21 protein-coding genes are annotated in these 18,758 nt (G+C 49.8%); 14 read left to right on the forward strand and 7 right to left on the reverse strand.

All coding sequences use genetic code 11. The features are described 5' to 3' along the window. Positions 1-12 precede the first annotated feature (12 nt). On the reverse strand, positions 13-987 hold the full coding sequence (locus C0068_RS06075; protein ID WP_103683597.1) for a KpsF/GutQ family sugar-phosphate isomerase: 975 nt from the start codon (positions 985-987) through the stop codon (positions 13-15). Between the two features lie 190 nt (positions 988-1,177). Here C0068_RS06075 and C0068_RS06080 point away from each other — a divergent pair, with 190 nt between their 5' ends. From C0068_RS06080 to hisC, 6 genes are all read left to right on the forward strand, one after another. Further along, complete coding sequence (locus C0068_RS06080; protein WP_103683598.1) at positions 1,178-1,849, forward strand: MlaC/ttg2D family ABC transporter substrate-binding protein; 672 nt, start codon at positions 1,178-1,180, stop codon at positions 1,847-1,849. A 114-nt stretch (positions 1,850-1,963) separates the two neighbouring features. Next, on the forward strand, positions 1,964-2,197 hold the full coding sequence (locus C0068_RS06085) for a BolA family protein (protein ID WP_103683693.1): 234 nt from the start codon (positions 1,964-1,966) through the stop codon (positions 2,195-2,197). Positions 2,198-2,224: 27 nt separating this feature from the next. Next, positions 2,225-3,490, forward strand: a complete 1,266-nt coding sequence (gene murA / locus C0068_RS06090) for a UDP-N-acetylglucosamine 1-carboxyvinyltransferase (protein ID WP_103683599.1) — start codon at positions 2,225-2,227, stop codon at positions 3,488-3,490. A gap of 27 nt (positions 3,491-3,517) precedes the next feature. Further along, entirely contained in the window at positions 3,518-4,183 is a 666-nt protein-coding gene (gene hisG, locus C0068_RS06095; protein WP_103683600.1) for an ATP phosphoribosyltransferase, read from the forward strand. Beyond that, positions 4,176-5,495, forward strand: coding sequence for a histidinol dehydrogenase (hisD, locus tag C0068_RS06100; protein ID WP_103683601.1), 1,320 nt, complete (start codon positions 4,176-4,178; stop codon positions 5,493-5,495). Before hisG ends, hisD begins: the two co-directional genes overlap by 8 nt. Then, complete coding sequence (hisC, locus tag C0068_RS06105; RefSeq protein ID WP_103683602.1) at positions 5,488-6,552, forward strand: histidinol-phosphate transaminase; 1,065 nt, start codon at positions 5,488-5,490, stop codon at positions 6,550-6,552. Before hisD ends, hisC begins: the two co-directional genes overlap by 8 nt. Positions 6,553-6,565: 13 nt before the next feature. Here the strand turns inward: hisC and C0068_RS06110 are convergent, their stop codons facing one another. Beyond that, complete coding sequence (locus C0068_RS06110) at positions 6,566-7,609, reverse strand: trypsin-like peptidase domain-containing protein (RefSeq protein ID WP_103683603.1); 1,044 nt, start codon at positions 7,607-7,609, stop codon at positions 6,566-6,568. 109 nt (positions 7,610-7,718) lie between these two features. Between C0068_RS06110 and C0068_RS06115 the strand changes: the two genes are divergently transcribed. Further along, positions 7,719-8,480, forward strand: coding sequence for a Nif3-like dinuclear metal center hexameric protein (locus C0068_RS06115; RefSeq protein ID WP_103683604.1), 762 nt, complete (start codon positions 7,719-7,721; stop codon positions 8,478-8,480). Between the two features lie 27 nt (positions 8,481-8,507). Here the strand turns inward: C0068_RS06115 and C0068_RS06120 are convergent, their stop codons facing one another. Continuing rightward, a complete protein-coding gene (locus C0068_RS06120) occupies positions 8,508-8,984 on the reverse strand; it encodes a Z-ring associated ZapG family protein (protein ID WP_158249925.1) in 477 nt (158 codons plus the stop codon). Positions 8,985-9,131: 147 nt separating this feature from the next. Between C0068_RS06120 and zapE the strand changes: the two genes are divergently transcribed. The 7 genes from zapE to C0068_RS06155 all read left to right on the forward strand — a co-directional run bounded on the left by zapE (position 9,132) and on the right by C0068_RS06155 (position 15,255). Further along, complete coding sequence (gene zapE, locus C0068_RS06125) at positions 9,132-10,238, forward strand: cell division protein ZapE (protein WP_103683606.1); 1,107 nt, start codon at positions 9,132-9,134, stop codon at positions 10,236-10,238. A 107-nt stretch (positions 10,239-10,345) separates the two neighbouring features. Further along, entirely contained in the window at positions 10,346-10,774 is a 429-nt protein-coding gene (gene rplM, locus C0068_RS06130; protein ID WP_103683607.1) for a 50S ribosomal protein L13, read from the forward strand. Positions 10,775-10,786: 12 nt separating this feature from the next. After that, positions 10,787-11,179 (forward strand): 30S ribosomal protein S9, encoded by a 393-nt coding sequence (gene rpsI, locus C0068_RS06135; protein WP_103683608.1) that lies wholly within the window; start codon positions 10,787-10,789, stop codon positions 11,177-11,179. 239 nt (positions 11,180-11,418) lie between these two features. Next, a complete protein-coding gene (gene petA / locus C0068_RS06140) occupies positions 11,419-12,015 on the forward strand; it encodes a ubiquinol-cytochrome c reductase iron-sulfur subunit (RefSeq protein WP_103683609.1) in 597 nt (198 codons plus the stop codon). Further along, positions 12,015-14,072, forward strand: a complete 2,058-nt coding sequence (locus tag C0068_RS06145; protein WP_103683610.1) for a ubiquinol-cytochrome c reductase — start codon at positions 12,015-12,017, stop codon at positions 14,070-14,072. The genes petA and C0068_RS06145 overlap by 1 nt, the downstream gene beginning before the upstream one ends. Positions 14,073-14,181: 109 nt before the next feature. After that, positions 14,182-14,829: a stringent starvation protein SspA gene (gene sspA / locus C0068_RS06150; RefSeq protein ID WP_103683611.1), complete on the forward strand. Its 648-nt coding sequence runs from the start codon at positions 14,182-14,184 to the stop codon at positions 14,827-14,829. A gap of 18 nt (positions 14,830-14,847) precedes the next feature. Next, entirely contained in the window at positions 14,848-15,255 is a 408-nt protein-coding gene (locus tag C0068_RS06155; protein WP_233208756.1) for a ClpXP protease specificity-enhancing factor, read from the forward strand. A 42-nt stretch (positions 15,256-15,297) separates the two neighbouring features. Here the strand turns inward: C0068_RS06155 and C0068_RS06160 are convergent, their stop codons facing one another. From C0068_RS06160 to C0068_RS06175, 4 genes are read right to left on the reverse strand one after another with little or no spacing between them, the layout of a single operon-like run. After that, a complete protein-coding gene (locus C0068_RS06160) occupies positions 15,298-15,870 on the reverse strand; it encodes a BON domain-containing protein (protein WP_103683612.1) in 573 nt (190 codons plus the stop codon). Next, on the reverse strand, positions 15,867-16,475 hold the full coding sequence (locus C0068_RS06165; RefSeq protein ID WP_233208757.1) for a D-sedoheptulose-7-phosphate isomerase: 609 nt from the start codon (positions 16,473-16,475) through the stop codon (positions 15,867-15,869). The genes C0068_RS06160 and C0068_RS06165 overlap by 4 nt, the downstream gene beginning before the upstream one ends. Beyond that, positions 16,472-16,846, reverse strand: coding sequence for a YraN family protein (locus C0068_RS06170; RefSeq protein WP_103683613.1), 375 nt, complete (start codon positions 16,844-16,846; stop codon positions 16,472-16,474). The genes C0068_RS06165 and C0068_RS06170 overlap by 4 nt, the downstream gene beginning before the upstream one ends. Continuing rightward, entirely contained in the window at positions 16,836-18,752 is a 1,917-nt protein-coding gene (locus tag C0068_RS06175; RefSeq protein ID WP_158249926.1) for a penicillin-binding protein activator, read from the reverse strand. Before C0068_RS06175 ends, C0068_RS06170 begins: the two co-directional genes overlap by 11 nt. Between the last annotated feature and the right edge of the window lie 6 nt (positions 18,753-18,758).

The following is an 18,758-nucleotide window of genomic DNA, read 5'->3' on the forward strand; positions in this document are numbered from 1 at the left end:
ATTGAATATTCTCTAGGCTACGCCTGCTTTTAGCAGGTCGTGGGTATGGATGACGCCTACCGGTTTATGTTCACTGTCTACCGCGACTAGCACGGTGATTTTGTTGTCTTCCATAATCCGCAGTGCTTCGGCGGCCATCGTTCCGGGGCGGATGGTACGGCAATTAGCGGTCATAATGTCATCAATTGGGCTGCTGTGTATATCTATGCCGCGATCAATAGCCCGCCTAAGGTCGCCATCAGTAAAGATGCCGGCGAGGGCACCGTTTTTATCAACTACGGCGGTCATGCCAAGTCCCTTGCTGCTCATTTCTAGCAATGCGCCGCTTAAGGCGCTACCCAAGACAACGGAGGGGATTTCGTCGCCGGTATGCATAATGCTGTCTATTTTAAGTAGTAGTCGCCGACCCAGCGCACCGCCGGGGTGAGACATGGCGAAGTCATTCGCGGTAAAGCCGCGGGCTTCTAACAGCGCGATTGCGAGTGCATCCCCCATCACGAGGGTGACGGTGGTGCTCGATGTAGGCGCTAAATTAAGTGGGCAGGCTTCCTCGCTAACGCCGACGTTTAAGTGAACATCGGCGCTAGTCGCCAGTTCAGAACTTGGATTGCCAGTGAGCGCAATCACAGGCACTGCAAGTAATTTGAGTAGAGGCAATATGGTAATAAGCTCGGCGGTGGTGCCGGAGTTGGACAGGGCGATAACGACATCTCCCGATGTGATCATGCCTAAATCACCGTGACTTGCTTCGCCGGGATGAACAAAAAAAGCGGGTGTGCCGGTGCTGGCTAGTGTAGCGGCAATTTTATTGCCGATATGGCCGGACTTGCCCATACCTGTGACAACAACACGACCCTTGCACCCTAAAAGAATTTCGCAGGCGCGTTCAAAGGTTTCGTCAATACGCTCAGCTAGGACGCTGACTGCGTCGCGCTCCATAGTGATGACACGTGTTGCAGAACTAATAAAACTTGGATTGTTCGTCACTCAGAGTACCTTGATTATTAATGTTGGCCGTTCAGCTTGGGCTCAGGTTCTGTATGATAATTTCCAATGTGACAAATTAACAGGTTTAGCTAACACTCGAACGGGGAGTGATTGGCGTAAAATGTGGTCGAAGATCGCAATTGCCAGTATTTTATTGGTAATGGCAAATGGATAAAGCAAAGGGGATGGTATGTATAAAAAAATAGCAATGACAGTTTTTATGGTGTTTGGCATGCTTTCGCAGAGTTTTGCTGCAGACAAAGGCCCCTATGAAGTGGTGGCAGACACCACGCAGGAGTTAGTAAAAGTTATTGAAGACGCGCGCAGCTATATCGACAAAGAGCCACAGCGTTTTAATGACGAAGTACGTCGAATTATGGATGACGTTGTCGATTTTCAAAGCTTCGCGCGTGGCATTATGGGTAAATACGGTAGTCGCGGATATTACGAAAGTTTAAAAACAGAGGCTGAACGCGCCCAGTTTCGTGAGCGTGTCATTAGATTTACTGACAGCTTTAAAGATGGCCTGATTAACACTTACTCAAAAGGTCTACTTAGCTTTAATGGTAATCGCATAGAAGTGCTGCCTTTGGCGGATGACGTAGATTTATCTGGCAGTGTTGGTGTGCGCCAAGACATTTACGGCGAGCGCTCTAAGCCATACCAAGTTATTTACACTCTACGTCAAGATTCTAGTGGCGCTTGGAAGTTGCGTAATGTGATCATCGAAGGCTTGAATTTAGGCCGCATATACCAAAATCAGTTTAATGCAGCCGTTAAGCAATACAATGGTGACATCGACAAAGTGATCGACAACTGGACCGTTGCACCTCAAGAGGTGATGGAAAAGGCCGCTGAATAAGCTGTGTTGATTCGCGGGGTGGGCTCAGCTTAGGGTTTCGCCTCGCCATGTTCTCTGCAATTGCGTACAATTCCGCGCTTGAGTAATGCGGTGGTAGGTAAGAACGGAATGGGCATGCAAGTAGAGCAAATCGAACAACGTCTTTTAGAGCATTTTCCCAGCAGCGAAGTAGCTGTTAATGGTGATGGTAGCCATTTTGACGTGCGTGTTGTCAGTGAGGCATTTGCTGGCCTGCGTGCGGTGAAGCGTCAACAGCTTGTCTACGCCGCCGTGAATGAGTGGATTCGGGATGGCTCGCTACATGCCATTAATATTAAAGCGTTAACCCCCGACGAAGCCCAGTCCTAAGGCTCACCGGATTCTCCAGGAGATTTCATGGATAAGTTGCTTATATCCGGCGGCGGCCCCTTGGCCGGCGAAATTCGTGTGTCTGGTTCAAAAAATGCGGCATTGCCAATACTGGCTGCCACATTGCTTTCTAGCGAGCCGGTTATGATCCGCAATCTGCCGCATTTACACGACATCACAACAATGATTGCGTTGCTGCGCAGCATGGGAACAGAGCTGATTGTCGATGAAAATCTTGGCGTTGAAATAAACGGCTCGACAACCACAGAAACTACCGCGCCGTATGAGTTAGTGAAAACGATGCGGGCCTCGATTTTGGTTTTGGGGCCGCTGCTTGCACATTTTGGTCACGCTCGAGTGTCTTTCCCTGGCGGTTGCGCCATTGGTAGTCGTCCGGTTGATCAGCATTTACGCGGCCTTGAGGCAATGGGCGCTATTATTGATGTCGATGCTGGCTATATTACTGCGCGGGCGCCTGAGGGCGGTTTGCGTGGTGCCCATGTGTTATTTGATATGGTCACCGTTGGCGGTACCGAAAATGTGATGATGGCAGCGGCCTTGGCGAAAGGCCGGACCGTTCTAGAAAACGCCGCCAGAGAGCCTGAAATCGTTGACTTAGCCAATTGCCTTATTGCTATGGGTGCCAAGATCACAGGGCATGGCAGCGCGACCATCATTATTGAAGGCGTTGAGCGCTTACATGGCTGTACCTACAATGTTATGGCGGATCGTATTGAAGCGGGGACCTATTTGGTTGCGGCAGCGGCGACGCGAGGTTCTATTCGTTTGCGAGATATCGGCCCAGATACGCTTGAGGCTGTGTTAGTTAAGCTTGTTGAGGCTGGTGCTAAAATTGAGTCTGGTGAAGACTGGATTAGCCTAGATATGGAAGGCCGCCGGCCAAAGGCGGTGAATATTAAAACCATGCCTTACCCTGGCTTCCCAACCGATATGCAGGCGCAGTTTACCGCAATGAATGCGGTGGCCGATGGCGTTTCGCACGTCACTGAAACGATTTTTGAAAATCGCTTAATTCAAACCCATGAGATGAATCGCATGGGCGCTAAAATCAGTATAGAAGGCAATACAGCCATGATAACGGGTACCGAGCGATTGAAGGCGGCACCGGTGATGGCGAGCGATTTGCGCGCTTCAGCCAGTCTTGTTATCGCTGGTTTGGTGGCGGATGGCGACACCTTGGTGGATCGTATTTATCACATTGATCGTGGCTACGAATGTATTGAGGAAAAATTTCACGCACTTGGCGCGACTATTCGCCGCGTTGCTAATTAGACACTGTTCAGTACCTGGAGTTAATTTGTGGATCAGCCGGTTACTATTGCGCTCACCAAGGGGCGTATTTTAAAAGAAACCCTGCCTTTGCTAGCGGAGGCGGGAATTGTGCCCGTCGAAGACATTAGCAGCAGTCGCAAGCTGATTTTTGAAACCAATCATCCACATATTCAGTTGATTGTTATTCGCGGTACCGACGTGCCGACCTATGTGAAGATGGGTTCGGCAGATATCGGGATTGCCGGCAAAGACATGCTGCTAGAACTTGGTGCGGGGGATATGTATGAACCGCTGGACCTGAATATTGCACGTTGTAAATTGATGACGGCGGGCCGTGTTGGCGAAGCCTTGCCGCATGGTCGAGTTCGAGTTGCTACCAAATTTGTTAACGTGGCTCGCCGGCATTTTGCCGAGCGTGGCATTCAAGTTGAGCTAATTAAGCTCTATGGCGCGATGGAATTGGCGCCATTGATGAATTTGGCTGATTTGATAGTTGATATTGTCGATACCGGCAATACCCTGCGCGCCAACGGTATGGAGCCGCGAGATATGATCGCGGATGTCAGCTCGCGTCTGGTTGTCAATAAGGCCGCTATGAAGCGCAAGCACCAAAGTATTCAAGACATCATCGCCAAGTTAACAGCGGCTGTAGAGGCTCGCCAAGGTGCGGAGGAGGCTGTCAGCAATGGCTGATACTCTGATTAGGCGGATGAGCACCGCTGATGTCGGTTTTGATCTGGCATTAACGACCTTGCTCGACTGGGAGTCGGCATCGAACCCGACTGTTGCTGAAACTGTGGCAAAGGTGCTTGCAAAAGTGCGTGCCGAAGGCGATGCGGCCTTGCTCGAATTTACCCGTCAATTTGACGGCTGGGAGCCAGCGAGCGCGGCCGCCTTGGAAATTCCGCGCATTCGTATTCAAGCGGCTCTCGATAATATTGATGTCGATGTACGCGAGGCCTTAGAAACTGCCGCCGAACGTATTCGCGCCTATCACCAGCATCAGTGCCAAGAGTCTTGGTCTTACCGCGAGGCCGATGGAACCCTGCTTGGGCAGCAAATCACGGCTTTGGAGCGCGTTGGTTTATATGTGCCGGGTGGAAAAGCAACTTACCCGTCTTCGGTGTTAATGAATGCGATACCTGCCAAAGTGGCTGGTGTCGATGAGTTAATTATGGTCTCACCGACGCCAAAAGGCTTTGTGAACGAAATGGTGTTGGCGGCGGCGGCGATTGCCGGTGTCGATCGCGTATTGACCATTGGTGGTGCGCAGGCCGTTGCGGCACTGGCGCACGGCACAGAATCTATTCCAAAAGTGGACAAGATTGTTGGCCCCGGCAATATCTATGTCGCGACCGCTAAGCGCCAAGTCTTTGGTAGCGTCGGTTTGGATATGATTGCCGGCCCCTCTGAAATTTTAGTGATCTGTGACGGCAAAACTGATCCTGATTGGATTGCGATGGATTTGTTTTCGCAGGCTGAGCACGACGAAGACGCCCAGTCGATTCTGCTTAGCTCCGATGCGGCATTTTTGGACAAGGTTGAGGCGAGCATCGCACGCCTGTTGCCAGAGTCTGAGCGTGCGGAGATTATTCGCCAATCCTTGAGTGCGCGCGGAGCATTGATTTTAGTCGACGATATGGATGAAGCCATATCGCTCAGCAATCGTATTGCGCCGGAGCATTTAGAGTTGTCCGTTGATAATGCAGAGCAGTTACTACCAAAAATTCGCCATGCGGGTGCTATTTTCTTGGGGCGTTACACCCCCGAAGCCTTAGGTGATTACTGCGCTGGGCCAAACCATGTATTACCCACCTCGGGTACGGCGCGGTTTTCGTCGCCCCTGGGTGTATATGATTTTCAAAAGCGTTCATCGCTAATAGGCTGTTCTGCGGCGGGAGCGTCTGAATTGGCGAAGGTGGCGTCTATATTGGCGCGGGGCGAGTCTTTGACGGCGCATGCCCGCAGTGCGGAATATCGCCTATTGGGTGGTGAAAATGAGTAGATTTTGGAGCCCCTTTGTTAAAGGCTTGGTGCCTTATGTGCCCGGTGAGCAGCCTAAGCTAAGTAAGCTAACCAAGCTGAATACCAATGAGAATCCTTATGGGCCGTCGCCAAAGGTATTAGAGGTTATTAAAGCAGAGACCAATGATGCGCTTCGGCTTTATCCTGATCCTAATAGTGATGTGCTGAAGTCCGCTATTGCGGATTATCACGGTGTGTCGGTTTCGCAGGTATTTGTTGGCAATGGCTCAGATGAAGTCCTTGCGCATATTTTTCACGGTCTGTTTCAGCACGGAAAGCCGCTGTTGTTTCCGGATATTACTTATAGTTTTTATCCGGTTTATTGCGGTTTATATCAAATTCCTTTTGAGGCAATTCCGCTGGACGACGCCTTTCAGGTTCGGATTGAAGAGTACCGTGGCATAAATGGCGGTATTATTTTTCCGAACCCGAATGCGCCAACGGGCTGCTTTTTAGCACTGTCTGAAATCGAACGCTTGCTGGCGGTGAATAATGAAACGGTGGTGGTGATCGACGAGGCGTATGTTGATTTTGGCGGCGAGTCTGCAATCTCACTTGTTAATCGTTTTCCGAATTTGTTGGTGACGCAGACCTTGTCTAAATCGCGTTCTTTGGCGGGCTTGCGGGTTGGCTTTGCGATTGGGCATGCAGATTTAATCGAAGCGCTAGAGCGAATCAAAAATAGCTTTAACTCCTACCCCTTAGATCGTTTGGCGCAGTTGGGTGCGGCGGCATCATTTGCTGATCAAGCGTATTTTGAGCAGACTTGTGCTGCCGTGATAAATGAGCGCGAGGCGATGGCGGCTAGGCTTTCTGCCTTGGATTTTCAGGTGCTACCGTCTGCGGCTAATTTCTTGTTTTGTCGGCACCGCGTTCGCGACGCTGCGGAGTTGGCAGCGGGCTTGCGCGAAGATGGCGTGATTGTCCGGCATTTTAAAATGCCCAGAATTGAGCAGTATCTGCGTATTACAGTGGGCAAGCCCGAGGAGAGCGAAATATTGTTTTCGTCCCTCGATCGAATTCTTGCCGAAGCTTAAGGGGCTTGGCGGCCTAGCTATTAGGCCGCATCGCGACTTCTGTCTCGATGGTCATTGGCTCTTCACCGCGTAGCAAGCCAATTTTGACCCTTTCGCCGGGGCGGGTATACGTAATCAATTTCATTCCCGCGTGGCCGTCGCCGACCTGTTCCCCATTTATATTGATAAGAATGTCGCCGATTTTTAAACCGGCTTTTTCTGCGGGGCCACTGGAGGCTAGTGCCGTAATAATAACGCCGTTGGTGCCAACACCAACAGGTTGAACTTCGATGCCTAACCAGCCGCGCAGTGGCCGTCCATAGCTGATTAGATCGCTCATGGTGCGCAGGGCAAGGTCTGTTGGAATGGCTAAGCCGATACCTGTTGATCCGCCGCTTTGGGTGTAAATTGCGGTATTGATACCGAGTAGGCGGCCCTTGGTGTCGATTAATGCGCCACCCGAGTTGCCGGGGTTAATTGCGGCATCGGTTTGAATAAAGTTTTCAAATTGGCTGAGCCCCAAGCCGTAGCGGCCGGTGGCGCTGACAATGCCCTGGGTGACTGTTTGGCCAAAGCCGTAGGGATTGCCAATGGCGAGGACGATATTGCCGACGTGGATTTTGCTCGGATCGCCAATGGATATGCTGGTCAGATTGTCGAGATCGATTTTGAGCACGGCAAGATCAGTGTCGGCGTCGCTGCCAATTACGCTGGCCAGCGCTTGGCGGCCATCGTGTAGCAATACAAGAATCTCGTCGGCACCTTTTATTACGTGGTAATTTGTTAGGAGGTATCCCGCGTCGCTGACAATTACACCAGAACCCAAGCTGCGCTCTAGTTGTTGTTTGACACGACCATTGCGGCTGAAAAAATGTTTAAATAATGGGTCGTCGGCTAGCGGATGGCGCTGCTCGACAACTTTGGTGGTGTAGATATTGGCGACTGCAGGTGCCGCGTGTTCTACCGCGTAAACATAGTCATGGTCGCGTTGCGAGGGCAGGTAAGCGAGTATGCATAGGCCCAGTAAAATACCGCAGACGGTGGGCCAGATAAAAGGTTTCAGGCTGTACCGTGTCAAATGCGGATCCTCGCTGGGTTGCTGTCGGGGGAGTGAGCTTTGGAAGCTCGTCTTAATGGGGTGCTAGCCTAGCACGAAAAGTGATTTTTCAGAATTAAAGTGAGGGCTTATGTCGGTTTCGCTTCACGTTTTGCTTGCCGCAGCAGACGAAATTTTAGAACCCGCCCGTTTTAGTGATTACTGTCCGAATGGTTTACAGGTTGCGGGTGCGGAAACGGTTACGCGTATTATCTCTGGAGTAACGGCTTCCCAGGCACTGATTGAGGCTGCTATTGAAGAAAAGGCTGATGCGATTTTGGTTCATCACGGCTATTTTTGGCGTGGCGAAGATCCCTGTATTGTGGGAATGAAGCGGAATCGCTTGGCCTTGTTGTTGGCGAATAATATCAGCTTGATCGCCTATCATTTGCCCTTGGATGCGCATCCTGTGTTGGGCAATAACGCGCAGTTTGCAAAGCGTTTGGGGATTGCGGTTGATGGTGGCTTGGAGGTGAACAACCCTCGTTCGGTTGGGAATGTGGGCTCTTTGCCGGAGGCGATGAGCGCCTTGGCCTTTGCTGAACACGTTGAAGCTGTTTTGGGTCGCAAGCCTTTGTTAGAGCTTGGTCATGAACGGCCAATTAAGCGGATTGCCTGGTGTACCGGCGGTGCGCAATCGTATATTGAAAAAGCCGCGGCGGCGGGGGTGGATGCGTATTTAAGTGGTGAGGTTTCTGAGCCAACCATATTGGCGGCGCGGGAGCTGGGGATTCACTATATTGCTGCAGGGCATCATGCAACGGAGCGTTATGGAATACAGGCATTGGCCGGAAACTTGGCCGAAAAATTTGGCTTGTATCATCGATTTATTGATATAGATAATCCGGCCTGACGATTCATCGCCGGCCGGCGCTTATTGCTAGGCGTGGGGTGTGACCGGAGGTTCGATATGGTCGGATTTTTTCTTTTCTGAATCCATTCCGAATTCTTCGTGCAGAGCGCCTTTTTTACCCGGCTGTCTTGGTGCGTAATCCAGTGGTGGGGCTGCTGGGCTGAGTGAGCTGGGTTTGTTGTCTAGCACTGGGCGACCTTCCGGAATGGCTTGAAGTGGGCTGATTCCAGTGCTGTGAAGGTTTTGAGCGCCTTCTACTATGTGGTTGTGAACGCTTCGATAGCTTTCGGCTAGTTCGTTTAGTAGTTCACCCGTGCGGTCAAAGTGATGGCTGACCTGTTGCTGGTAGTCTTGCTGCTGACGCTGCATATCATTGAATTGCTTTTCCAGTGCGGCGCGGTTTTGCTGCTCTGGTCTCATGCGGCCAATAATGAAATAGCCTATCGCAGTGCCAATAAGAAGGCAGATGATAGCGACGGCGAGTAGTGTGTTGATGTCTTGCACAGAGGTTCCTCCGATGAGTCGACGTAGTTGTCACTCCGTCATTACAGTATAACCTCTCGTTGCACAGGGTTCAGTATTCACTGATAAAAAATTGCCAATTTGATCGTGGGTCGGTACAGTTGCGCCGTCTTGAAAGAGGCTAAGGGAATGTCTACACCAATACAGCGCTATCAGCACGATCTTACTCAGGCCGATTTTTCCTATGATCCGGCTCAGGAATATGCTGTGCAGTGTTTGCAGCGTTTATATGATGATCTGCTTGCTCAACCCGCGCAGCGTGGTGGTTTTTTTGCGCGTATAGGTGCAAAACTCGCAGGTAAAAGCGAGCCCCCGCCGGCTATTCGCGGGCTGTATTTTTGGGGTGGGGTAGGGCGTGGCAAAACCTATCTGATGGACACGTTTTTTGATACATTGCCCTTCGAAAATAAAATGCGCGCACATTTTCATCGTTTCATGCAGCGCGTGCATCGCGAATTAAAATCCCTGTCTGGTGAAAAGAACCCCTTGGTCATTGTTGCGGATCGCATAGCGGATGAGGCGCGGGTGATTTGTTTTGATGAGTTTTTTGTCTCAGATATCACCGACGCGATGATTTTGGCTGGCTTGTTTGAGCGCTTATTTGCGCGGGGCGTGGTGCTGGTGGCGACCTCAAATATTGTTCCGGACGGTTTGTACAAAGACGGTTTGCAGCGTGCGCGGTTTTTGCCGGCCATTGCCTTAATCAAAGAGCGGGTAGATGTGGTTAATGTGGATGGTGGCGTGGACTACCGCTTGCGGGCGCTGGAGCAGGCGGAGCTTTATTATCATCCCTTAGGCGAGGCCGCTGATCAAAGTTTGGCGCAGAGTTTTAAGCGTTTGGCCCCTGAGGCTGCCACTGCGGATCAGTTACTTGATATTGAAGGTCGCCAAATTCAAGCTTTATTTGTCGCGGACGATGTTGCGTGGTTTGATTTTTCTGAGCTATGCGATGGGCCGCGCAGTCAGTATGACTATATTGAGTTGGCGCGAGTGTTTCATGCGGTACTTATTAGTAATGTGCCGCAAATGGGCGCTGGTCGTGATGATCAGGCTAGGCGCTTTATTAATTTGATAGATGAGTTTTACGATCGCAACGTTAAGCTGGTATTATCGGCGGCTGCACCGCTTGAGCAGCTTTATACAGGTGGTCGCTTGGATTTCGAGTTTGAGCGCACTCAGAGTCGCCTGCTTGAAATGCAATCAGAGGAATATCTTGCTTGTGAGCATCGACCGTAGGTCGTTGAGATTTATGGCTTATAAAAGCAAGATTCCACTTGAAAAACCCTTGGCGCTTATGTAGTATTCGCGCTCTTTGTTCGGTACGGGCCCTATAGGCGAGAAACATGAAAACCTTAAGTGCAAAACCCAGTGACGTAATACACGACTGGTATGTGGTAGACGCCGCCGACAAAACATTGGGTCGTTTAGCCAGTGAAATTGCGCATAGATTGCGCGGTAAGCATAAAGCTGAATATACGCCTCATGTTGACACTGGCGATTATATCGTTGTCGTTAACGCGGAGAAGATCCGTGTTACAGGCAATAAAGCAACTGGCAAAATCTATCATCACCACACTGGTTATCCAGGTGGCTTGAAGTCTATAAGCTTCGAAAAGTTGATTGATAAAGCCCCTGAGCGCGTGATCCAGGGAGCGGTAAAGGGTATGTTACCCAAGAACCCGCTGGGTCGTGCAATGTTTAAAAAATTGAAAGTCTACGCTGGAACTGAGCATCCCCACACTGCCCAGCAGCCAGTTGAACTGAATATCTAACGGAAGCGCAATATGTCAGCCACCCAGTATTACGGTACAGGTCGCCGTAAAACCTCCTCAGCTCGTGTATTCCTGAAGTCAGGAACAGGTGCTATTTCAGTTAATGATCGCACTCTTGATCAATACTTTGGTCGTGAAGTTGCACGTATGATCGTTCGTCAGCCGCTTGAGCTGGTCGAAATGGCTGAAAAGTTTGATGTGACTGTAACGGTTAGCGGTGGTGGTAGTTTTGGCCAGGCTGGCGCGATTCGTCACGGTATTACTCGTGCTCTTATGGAATACGACGAAGGTTTGCGCAGCGGTCTGCGTAAAGCTGGTTACGTAACTCGCGATGCTCGCGAAGTTGAGCGTAAGAAAGTCGGTCTGCGTAAAGCACGTAAGAAGCCGCAATTCTCCAAGCGTTAACCGCGACGGCCGTCAGGTCTGTGGAGATTGCCGCTACGGCACTCGGAAAACGCCCACGAGCTATTATGTGGGCGTTTTTTTTTGCTCAAGCAAAGACCCTAATGTAGGTCTTTGCTGCGCATTAATGTTGTCAGTAAGGGCCAAGTTCATTACTATTTGGCCCATTTGGAATTTTGGATTTGGCACCGTTTAGAGAGGCGGGGCCTGCCTGAGTTTTCGTATATTATGGGGGAATCGTCATGAGTAATGACGGCATAAATACAGGGCGTCGACGCTTTCTGACGGCCGCAACATCAGTTGTGGGTGCCGCAGGCGCAGTCGGTATAGCAACACCCTTTGTGGGTTCTTGGAATCCAAGCGCTAAAGCAAAAGCTGCTGGTGCGCCGGTAAAGGCAGATATTAGCAAGCTGGAACCGGGCCAGATGGTTGTAGTTGAATGGCGTGGTAAGCCTGTTTACATAGTGCGTCGCACTGAGGAGCAGGTGGCCAGCTTAAAGCAGCTTGATCAGTATATGAAAGACCCAGTCTCTAAAGGTTCTGAGCAGCCAGAGTATGTTGATTCAGTGTCCCGCGCTATTCGCCCCGAATACCTTGTCCTTGTTGGCTTGTGTACGCATTTAGGCTGTGCGCCTAAGCATCACCCAGAAGTAGGTGTTCCCGATTTGGGCGGTAAGTCTTGGCTTGGTGGCTTCTTCTGCCCATGCCACGGTTCGCGCTTTGATTTGGCGGGACGCGTTTACCAAGGTTCGCCTGCGTCTCAAAACCTTGTTGTTCCTCCGTATTCTTACGAGGGTGACAATGTGCTTGTTATCGGTGTTGATCAGGGGGCTGCGTAATGATCAAAATGTTAGTGGGTCTGCGTGACTGGGTTGATGCCCGCCTACCTATTATGCGTGCGTGGGATACCCACATGGGTAAATACTACGCGCCGAAAAACTTTAACTTCTGGTATTTCTTTGGTGTCCTTTCTCTAGTCGTCCTGGTTAACCAGTTGCTGACTGGGGTTTGGTTGACCATGAGCTTTACTCCTAGCTCAGAAGAGGCGTTCCGCTCTGTTGAATACATCATGCGGGATGTTGAGTTTGGCTGGATTATTCGCTATATGCACTCCACTGGCGCCTCAGCGTTTTTCGTGGTGGTTTACCTGCATATGTTCCGCGGCTTGATTTATGGATCGTATAAAAAACCTCGGGAATTAATCTGGGTTTTTGGTATGTTCATTTTCTTGGCACTGATGGCCGAAGCCTTTGTGGGTTATGTATTGCCTTGGGGACAAATGTCCTACTGGGGTGCGCAGGTTATTATTTCCTTGTTCGGTGCTATTCCGGTTGTGGGCGAGGATATCGTACAGTGGATTCGTGGTGACTACCTGATCTCTGGTATTACACTGAACCGTTTCTTTGCGCTTCATGTCGTTGCGCTGCCAATCGTACTGATTGCTTTGGTTGTATTGCATCTACTGGCTCTTCATGAGGTAGGCTCTAACAACCCAGACGGTGTTGAAATTAAGAAGAACAAGGATGCCAACGGCGTTCCTTTGGATGGCGTTGCTTTCCATCCTTATTACACCGTGCATGACTTAACAGCGATCGCGGTATTTATGTTCGTCTTCGCGGCTATAATCTTCTTTGGCCCAGAAATGGGTGGCTATTTCATCGAATATGCTAACTTTGAAATTGCTAATGGTCTGAAGACACCGGAGCATATTGCGCCAGTTTGGTATTTCACGCCCTTCTATTCGGTATTGCGTGCGGTGCCAGATAAGCTGCTAGGTTTTGTAGCCTTTGGTGCGTCGGTTGCTATTCTGTTCCTGTTACCTTGGTTAGATCGCAGCCCAGTGAAGTCGATTCGCTATAAAGGTCGCGTGAGCAAAGCTGCTATCTTGATTTTCGTTGCTTCGTTCTTGATCTTGGGTGTGTTGGGTGTGAAAGCACCGACAGAAGCGCGGACTTTGCTAGCGCGTATCTGCTCGGTTATTTACTTTGCCTTCTTCCTCTTGATGCCTTTCTGGACTAAGTGGGAAGCGACTAAGCCGGAGCCGACTCGCACTACCGATGGTGGTATGGGCTTCTGGAAGAGCATGCTAGTGTTGTTGGCTGTTATCGTTCTGACGGTACTGCCATTAAAAGCTGCAGGTTCAGAATCGGCTTTTGATTGCGGCACTATGGCTTGCGATAAAATTGATACTGATGTGACTGATAAGGCATCGCTGCAAAGCGGTGCCCAAACCTATATGAATTACTGCATGGGTTGTCATTCACTTGAGTATGGTCGTTACCAGCGCACGGCTGACGATTTGGGTATACCGGTTGATTTGTTTGAGCAGCATTTGAAGTTCGATGTCGATGCGAAAATTGGTTCCTTGATGACGAACTCGATTGCAGCAGCTGATGCAAAAAAGTGGTTTGGCGCTGCGCCGCCTGATTTGACCTTGGTTGCTCGCGCTCGTGGTACTGACTGGTTGTACACCTACCTTCGTACCTTCCACTCAGATCCATCACGCCCTTGGGGTGTGAATAACAAGGTCTTTAAAGATGTGGGGATGCCCCATGTTTTGGCAGAACTACAGGGTATGCCTCAGTGCGCACCTGGTCCTGTTCACGCGCATAACGGTGGCATTCTGCGTGATCCTTTGACCGGTGAAGATGTGCTGTTTGGTGAAGATGGTAAGGCCTTAAATCCTTGCGGTTCTTTTACCTACTCTCCTGAAGGCAGCTTGAGTCCCGCTGAGTATGATAAAGTAGTCTACGATTTGGTTAATTTCTTGGATTACGTGGGCGAGCCTGCGCAGGTTCAAAGTAAGCGCATTGGTGGCTTCGTACTTCTGTTTATTGCTCTGTTCTTTGTATTCACCTACTTGCTAAACCGTGAATACTGGAAGGATGTGCACTAAATTTTGCTACTCGTTTTTACGATTTAGTAAAGGCTTGTAAAAGTTGGCGGGTGGCTCTGATTAGAGCTGCCCGTTTGTTGTTTTAGTTTTCTAATTTGAGGTGAGATCAATGGGCGTTGTAGCCAAGCGTTCTACCATGACTTTCTTTTCCGACGCAGCAAGTCATTACTGTCATCGGGTGAGAATTGTATTGGCCGAAAAAGGCGTGACTGTTGATATCGTCGATGTGAAGCCGGACAATTTGCCGGAAGAAGTCGCCGAACTAAATCCTTATAATTCCCTGCCTACCTTGGTTGATCGTGATTTGGCTTTGTATGAATCCAAGGTCATGATGGAATATTTGGATGAGCGTTTTCCGCACCCGCCATTGCTGCCAGTGTATCCGGTTGCACGGGGTGAGAGCCGCCAGTATATCTATCGTATTGAGCGCGATTGGTGTCGCTTGGTTGATGAGTTACTTGCCGGTAGTAATCAGAAAAATGCTGAAAAAGCGCGCAAAGAATTACGCGATAGTTTGCTAACTGTGGCGCCAATTTTTGATGAAAAGCCGTTTTTTATGAGCGAAGAATTCACACTGGTCGATTGCTGTTTAGCTCCAATTTTGTGGCGTTTGCCACAGCTGGGAGTGGTGATTCCGCAAACTCGTCAGTCCAAGCCTTTATTTGATTATATGGAGCGTTTATTTGAGCGCCCTGCATTCCAAGAAAGCTTGACTGAAAAAGAACGTGAACTTCGCAATGAGGCGTCAGTAGCTTAAACCGCTGGCTGAATTAGTATGGCAATGACCTCTAGTCGCCCTTATATGATCAGAGCAATATATGAGTGGGTGGTAGATAATAACTGCACCCCTTATATTTTGGTGGATGCTTTGCTCGATGGCGTTTATGTGCCTCAGCAATATGTGCAAGATGGCCAGATTGTTCTGAATATATCGCCGTCTGCGGTGATGGGTTTACATGTCGGCAACGATATCATTAGCTTTAGTGGTCGCTTTGGCGGTGTGTCGCAGGAAGTGAGTGCACCGGTTGGCGCCGTTTTGGGGGTTTACGCCAAAGAAAATGGCCAAGGTATGTTGTTTGATGCCGAAGAACCTACTCCGCCGCCACCAACTGGCTCGCGTCCGTCTGCGACCTTGAGCAAGCTACCTTCAAAGTCTAAGCCTAGCTTAAAAGTTGTTAAGTAAGTCTTTAAAGACCTGCCACCTTTGCGGAGGCAGGTCTTTTTCTTAGTAGTATTCAAATACTCTCACTACTTTTTGTACGCCACTTGTTTCGCTAACAATCGTTGCCGCGGTATCTGACTCAGCCTTGGATACAAGACCCATCAAATAAACAATTCCGTTTTCGGTCACCACTTTAATTTTAGAGGCGTCTAATTGCTCGTTGAGTGATAAGCGGCTTTTTACTTTGGTGCTAATCCACGCGTCATTGCTGCGAGCCAGCATGCTTACATCTGTACCGCTAGCAAGCTCATTGTGGACTTTGCGAACTTTCTTGACGTTGCTGGCTACCTCACCTGCAATTTGGCGTAGGCGGTCGTTTGGGGTGTTCCCAGTCAGCAACACAATACCGTTATGACTGGTGGCGCTGATGCGGGATGATTTAAGTGCTGGATCGGTTTTATTGATGTTGACGATTACTTTTGTTTCGATAATTTCATCGTCTACATAGCTGCCCAAGCTGCGACTGCCAGGGTCGTCTGCAATAGGTTCATCTGTTGTCGCGGTGATTATTTGCGTACAGGCGCTAAGCGAAATAATTAGCGATAGCGACAGGCTAAGTTGTAGTAGTTTGTTCATGCGTGAGATGTCCCAAATAAATGAGTGTCAATTAATTCGCAGATGCTATGCACAGCAATTAGCTGCATTTCTATCGCGCGGGCGCGGTCATCTACGGGGAAGGTGAGCTCTACATCGTCTGGTAGCAGCAGAGCACTAGCGTCACCGCCTTTCATATTGGATAGCGAAATTACCTTCATATTCCGCTCATGGGCGGCTTGAATTGCGCGAAGTGTCGCTGTAGAACCGCCGCCATTATAGCAAAGCACTAGGCAGTCGCCGGTTTGGCCCAGGGCGCGTATTTGATTGGCGTAAATATCGTTATAGCTTGAGTCGGCTGCTATTGCGGTTGCTGCGTCTGAGCTAAGTATCATTGCTGGCAGCGCGGGGCGCTCGTGTTGGAAGCTATTTAGCAGATTGGTTGCCAAATGATGCGCTATAAGCCGGCTATTGCCTTCGCCACAGCAAATGATTTTGTGCTCGTGCAACATGCTTTCTACAAGGCATTCGCTCGCGCGGGCAATGGTTTCGCCAAGTGCTTCCATGGTGTACATGCAGCTTTCAATGTGACGATGAAATAAATCGATAACTTGCTCGGAATAGTCCACGGTATTTTTGTTTTTCACTCCTGAAATGCGTTTACCAGCCAGTTAAATTGTAGTTTACCGTCTTTATCGCTACTAACTTCAATGACATCGAAGCGGCAGGGTAGTTCAGCGTAATCCCCTCGGCTAAGAAAATGCCGAGCGGTAAGGATAATACGTTGTTGCTTTTTGAAGGTCACTGTTTCTGCGGCGCTGCCGAAGGAAGAACTTTGTCTGTAGCGCACTTCTACAAAGATCAGGTGTTGGTCAGATTTGGCAATAATATCAATTTCACCAAAACGGCAACGATAATTTTGCTGAATAACCTTGAGTTTGTGCTTTTTTAACAAGCGGCAGGCACCCAGCTCTGCTTGGGCACCGATGTTTACCGCAGTAGATTGCTTAAAAATCATTACTCGGGTTTTGGTTTGCCGATCTTGTTGGGTTTACTACGGCGCGTCCTTCTTGAATCTCGGCTAGCGCAAGTTCTCGTTCAATTTGGCCAAGGTCGTTTAGGGTGAGGGTGCCGGTTTCGCCAAAAACTTGACCGCTGGCGCCGTTGCGTAACTGGTTTAGGCGTAAATGTAGCCGGAAGCTATCGACACCGAGGGCGTACATCCGCTGGTATGCAGCGCTTGAGGGGATGCCCGCGTTGATGTCTTTGCGGATTTGAGATTTGTCGTCGAATATCCAAGGTATGTCGATGAAGCGAATACCGTTGATATCTTGGTCTTTACTGGGTGAATTACTGCCGCGATAAATATGTGAAGTCGCGTAAACGGGAATATCACCTGCGTAGTGATAGGCGAGTAGTGGCTTGATTGCGCGGCCTTCATTGGGGCGGGCAAGTAGGAAAATAAAGTCGATATCGCTGCGTCGATAAGGTTCGTAATTCGGGCGCAGGCCGATAATTTGTTGTAAGCGTTGTAAACGCTGCTGACTTTTATCGATTTGCAGAATGCTTTTAATCTTTTCTGAGTAATTATTTTTCGATGCATCGAAGGTTTGGCTAGCGACGATTTTGCCGTTCAGTGTTTGCCAGCGTTGGGCAAATGCGGCTGCAACTTTTTGTCCCCATGAGCCTTCTGGGGTCAGTATCAGTGCGCGGGTGTAGCCCTTGCTCATCGCAATTTCGGCGATTTGCTCTGCTTCGTCTTCGGGGTTAAGTCCAAATTGATAGAGGCCGTTGGGGAATTTGTTGCCATCGATGCGATTGAGGGCAAGGGTTGGCACATTCATGGCGCTTGGGTGGCTGGCAACCAGTGCGCTTAGGTTTTCTTTTTGTAGAGGGCCAATAACAAGCTTATTCCCGCTGTTTAACACCTTTTGATACAGCGTGTTGATATCTATCGCGTTGCTGTCGTATTGATTGATCTGTGGAACGCTGCCACCTTGATTGAGGGTTTCGTAGTAGGCTGCAAAAAAGCCATCGCGAATAGCCTTACCATATGCTGCTAGTCGGCCGGTTACTGGCAGAATAAGGGCAACTTGATCGGCGCGCTCTACAATTAGGTCATTTAGCTTGTCTAGGCCGCCAGGTAGAGAGTCGTGGGCGGGGTGCCTAGGCCAATTGCGCAGCCAAGCATCGCGTTGCTGGACTTGGGCTTCAATATTGTTTTGATTGTCTTTGGCGATCGAAGCGAGCTCGAGCCAGCCGATATAATCCTTATTACTCGCACTATTTATGTGCTTGACGAGCATATCGGTCGGTATTTGCATTAAGGACGCCCAGATAGCCTCCCTATTGGTTGGCTGCTGGCCTGGGCTGAGCATCGGGTCGATGAAAATTCTTTCGCGAGCGGCTGCTAGGTAGTCGCCTTCAATTTCATACAAAGAAGCGCGGAGTTGGCTATATTGCATTTGCCGGCGCACGGGGGCTTCCAGCACGGCGCTTTCTATGAGTGGGTCTGATAATTGTGCAAGCGCTTGCGCAAACTCGGCGTGGCCACGTTGAACGCGCGCGCGAATAATTGCCAGTCGCAGGGCTTGCTCGGAGCTGAGCTCTGGTGGAATTAGCTCGCCCACTACGTCATCGGCGCGCGCTAGTTCGCCCTCCCGTAGCAGCACTTCGGCTGATCTCAGTAGTAGTTCTGCAGATTCTTCCGGCTCCATGTCTTTGGCGTCATTAAGCCATTGTTCTACGACGTTAATGTCTACGGTAGCGGGATTGAATTCATTATTTGGCACTGGCGTGGGGCGGGGTCTTACCGTGTATTTTTCTGTCGTACTTGCGCTGGGTTTTGGCGGTGGTGTAGGGGTGGAGCCGCAGCTCGCCAGAAAAGTGGCGATGAGTATAAGTATAAAAGTTCTTGTCTTCATTGATTG

Origin of the sequence: Zhongshania marina, assembly GCF_002915595.1 — a bacterium.
In the GTDB taxonomy this organism is placed as follows: domain Bacteria; phylum Pseudomonadota; class Gammaproteobacteria; order Pseudomonadales; family Spongiibacteraceae; genus Spongiibacter; species Spongiibacter marinus_B.

What these genes read in the sequence shown, in the direction of transcription:
- C0068_RS06080 (WP_103683598.1), top strand. Translation starts at nt 1,178, where the DNA reads ATGTATAAAAAAATAGCAATGACAGTTTTTATGGTGTTTGGCATGCTT.
- C0068_RS06085 (WP_103683693.1), top strand. Translation starts at nt 1,964, where the DNA reads ATGCAAGTAGAGCAAATCGAACAACGTCTTTTAGAGCATTTTCCCAGC.
- murA (WP_103683599.1), top strand. Translation starts at nt 2,225, where the DNA reads ATGGATAAGTTGCTTATATCCGGCGGCGGCCCCTTGGCCGGCGAAATT.
- hisD (WP_103683601.1), top strand. Translation starts at nt 4,176, where the DNA reads ATGGCTGATACTCTGATTAGGCGGATGAGCACCGCTGATGTCGGTTTT.
- hisC (WP_103683602.1), top strand. Translation starts at nt 5,488, where the DNA reads ATGAGTAGATTTTGGAGCCCCTTTGTTAAAGGCTTGGTGCCTTATGTG.
- C0068_RS06115 (WP_103683604.1), top strand. Translation starts at nt 7,719, where the DNA reads ATGTCGGTTTCGCTTCACGTTTTGCTTGCCGCAGCAGACGAAATTTTA.
- zapE (WP_103683606.1), top strand. Translation starts at nt 9,132, where the DNA reads ATGTCTACACCAATACAGCGCTATCAGCACGATCTTACTCAGGCCGAT.
- rplM (WP_103683607.1), top strand. Translation starts at nt 10,346, where the DNA reads ATGAAAACCTTAAGTGCAAAACCCAGTGACGTAATACACGACTGGTAT.
- rpsI (WP_103683608.1), top strand. Translation starts at nt 10,787, where the DNA reads ATGTCAGCCACCCAGTATTACGGTACAGGTCGCCGTAAAACCTCCTCA.
- petA (WP_103683609.1), top strand. Translation starts at nt 11,419, where the DNA reads ATGAGTAATGACGGCATAAATACAGGGCGTCGACGCTTTCTGACGGCC.
- C0068_RS06145 (WP_103683610.1), top strand. Translation starts at nt 12,015, where the DNA reads ATGATCAAAATGTTAGTGGGTCTGCGTGACTGGGTTGATGCCCGCCTA.
- sspA (WP_103683611.1), top strand. Translation starts at nt 14,182, where the DNA reads ATGGGCGTTGTAGCCAAGCGTTCTACCATGACTTTCTTTTCCGACGCA.
- C0068_RS06155 (WP_233208756.1), top strand. Translation starts at nt 14,848, where the DNA reads ATGGCAATGACCTCTAGTCGCCCTTATATGATCAGAGCAATATATGAG.
- C0068_RS06160 (WP_103683612.1), bottom strand. Translation starts at nt 15,870, where the DNA reads ATGAACAAACTACTACAACTTAGCCTGTCGCTATCGCTAATTATTTCG.
- C0068_RS06170 (WP_103683613.1), bottom strand. Translation starts at nt 16,846, where the DNA reads ATGATTTTTAAGCAATCTACTGCGGTAAACATCGGTGCCCAAGCAGAG.
- C0068_RS06175 (WP_158249926.1), bottom strand. Translation starts at nt 18,752, where the DNA reads ATGAAGACAAGAACTTTTATACTTATACTCATCGCCACTTTTCTGGCG.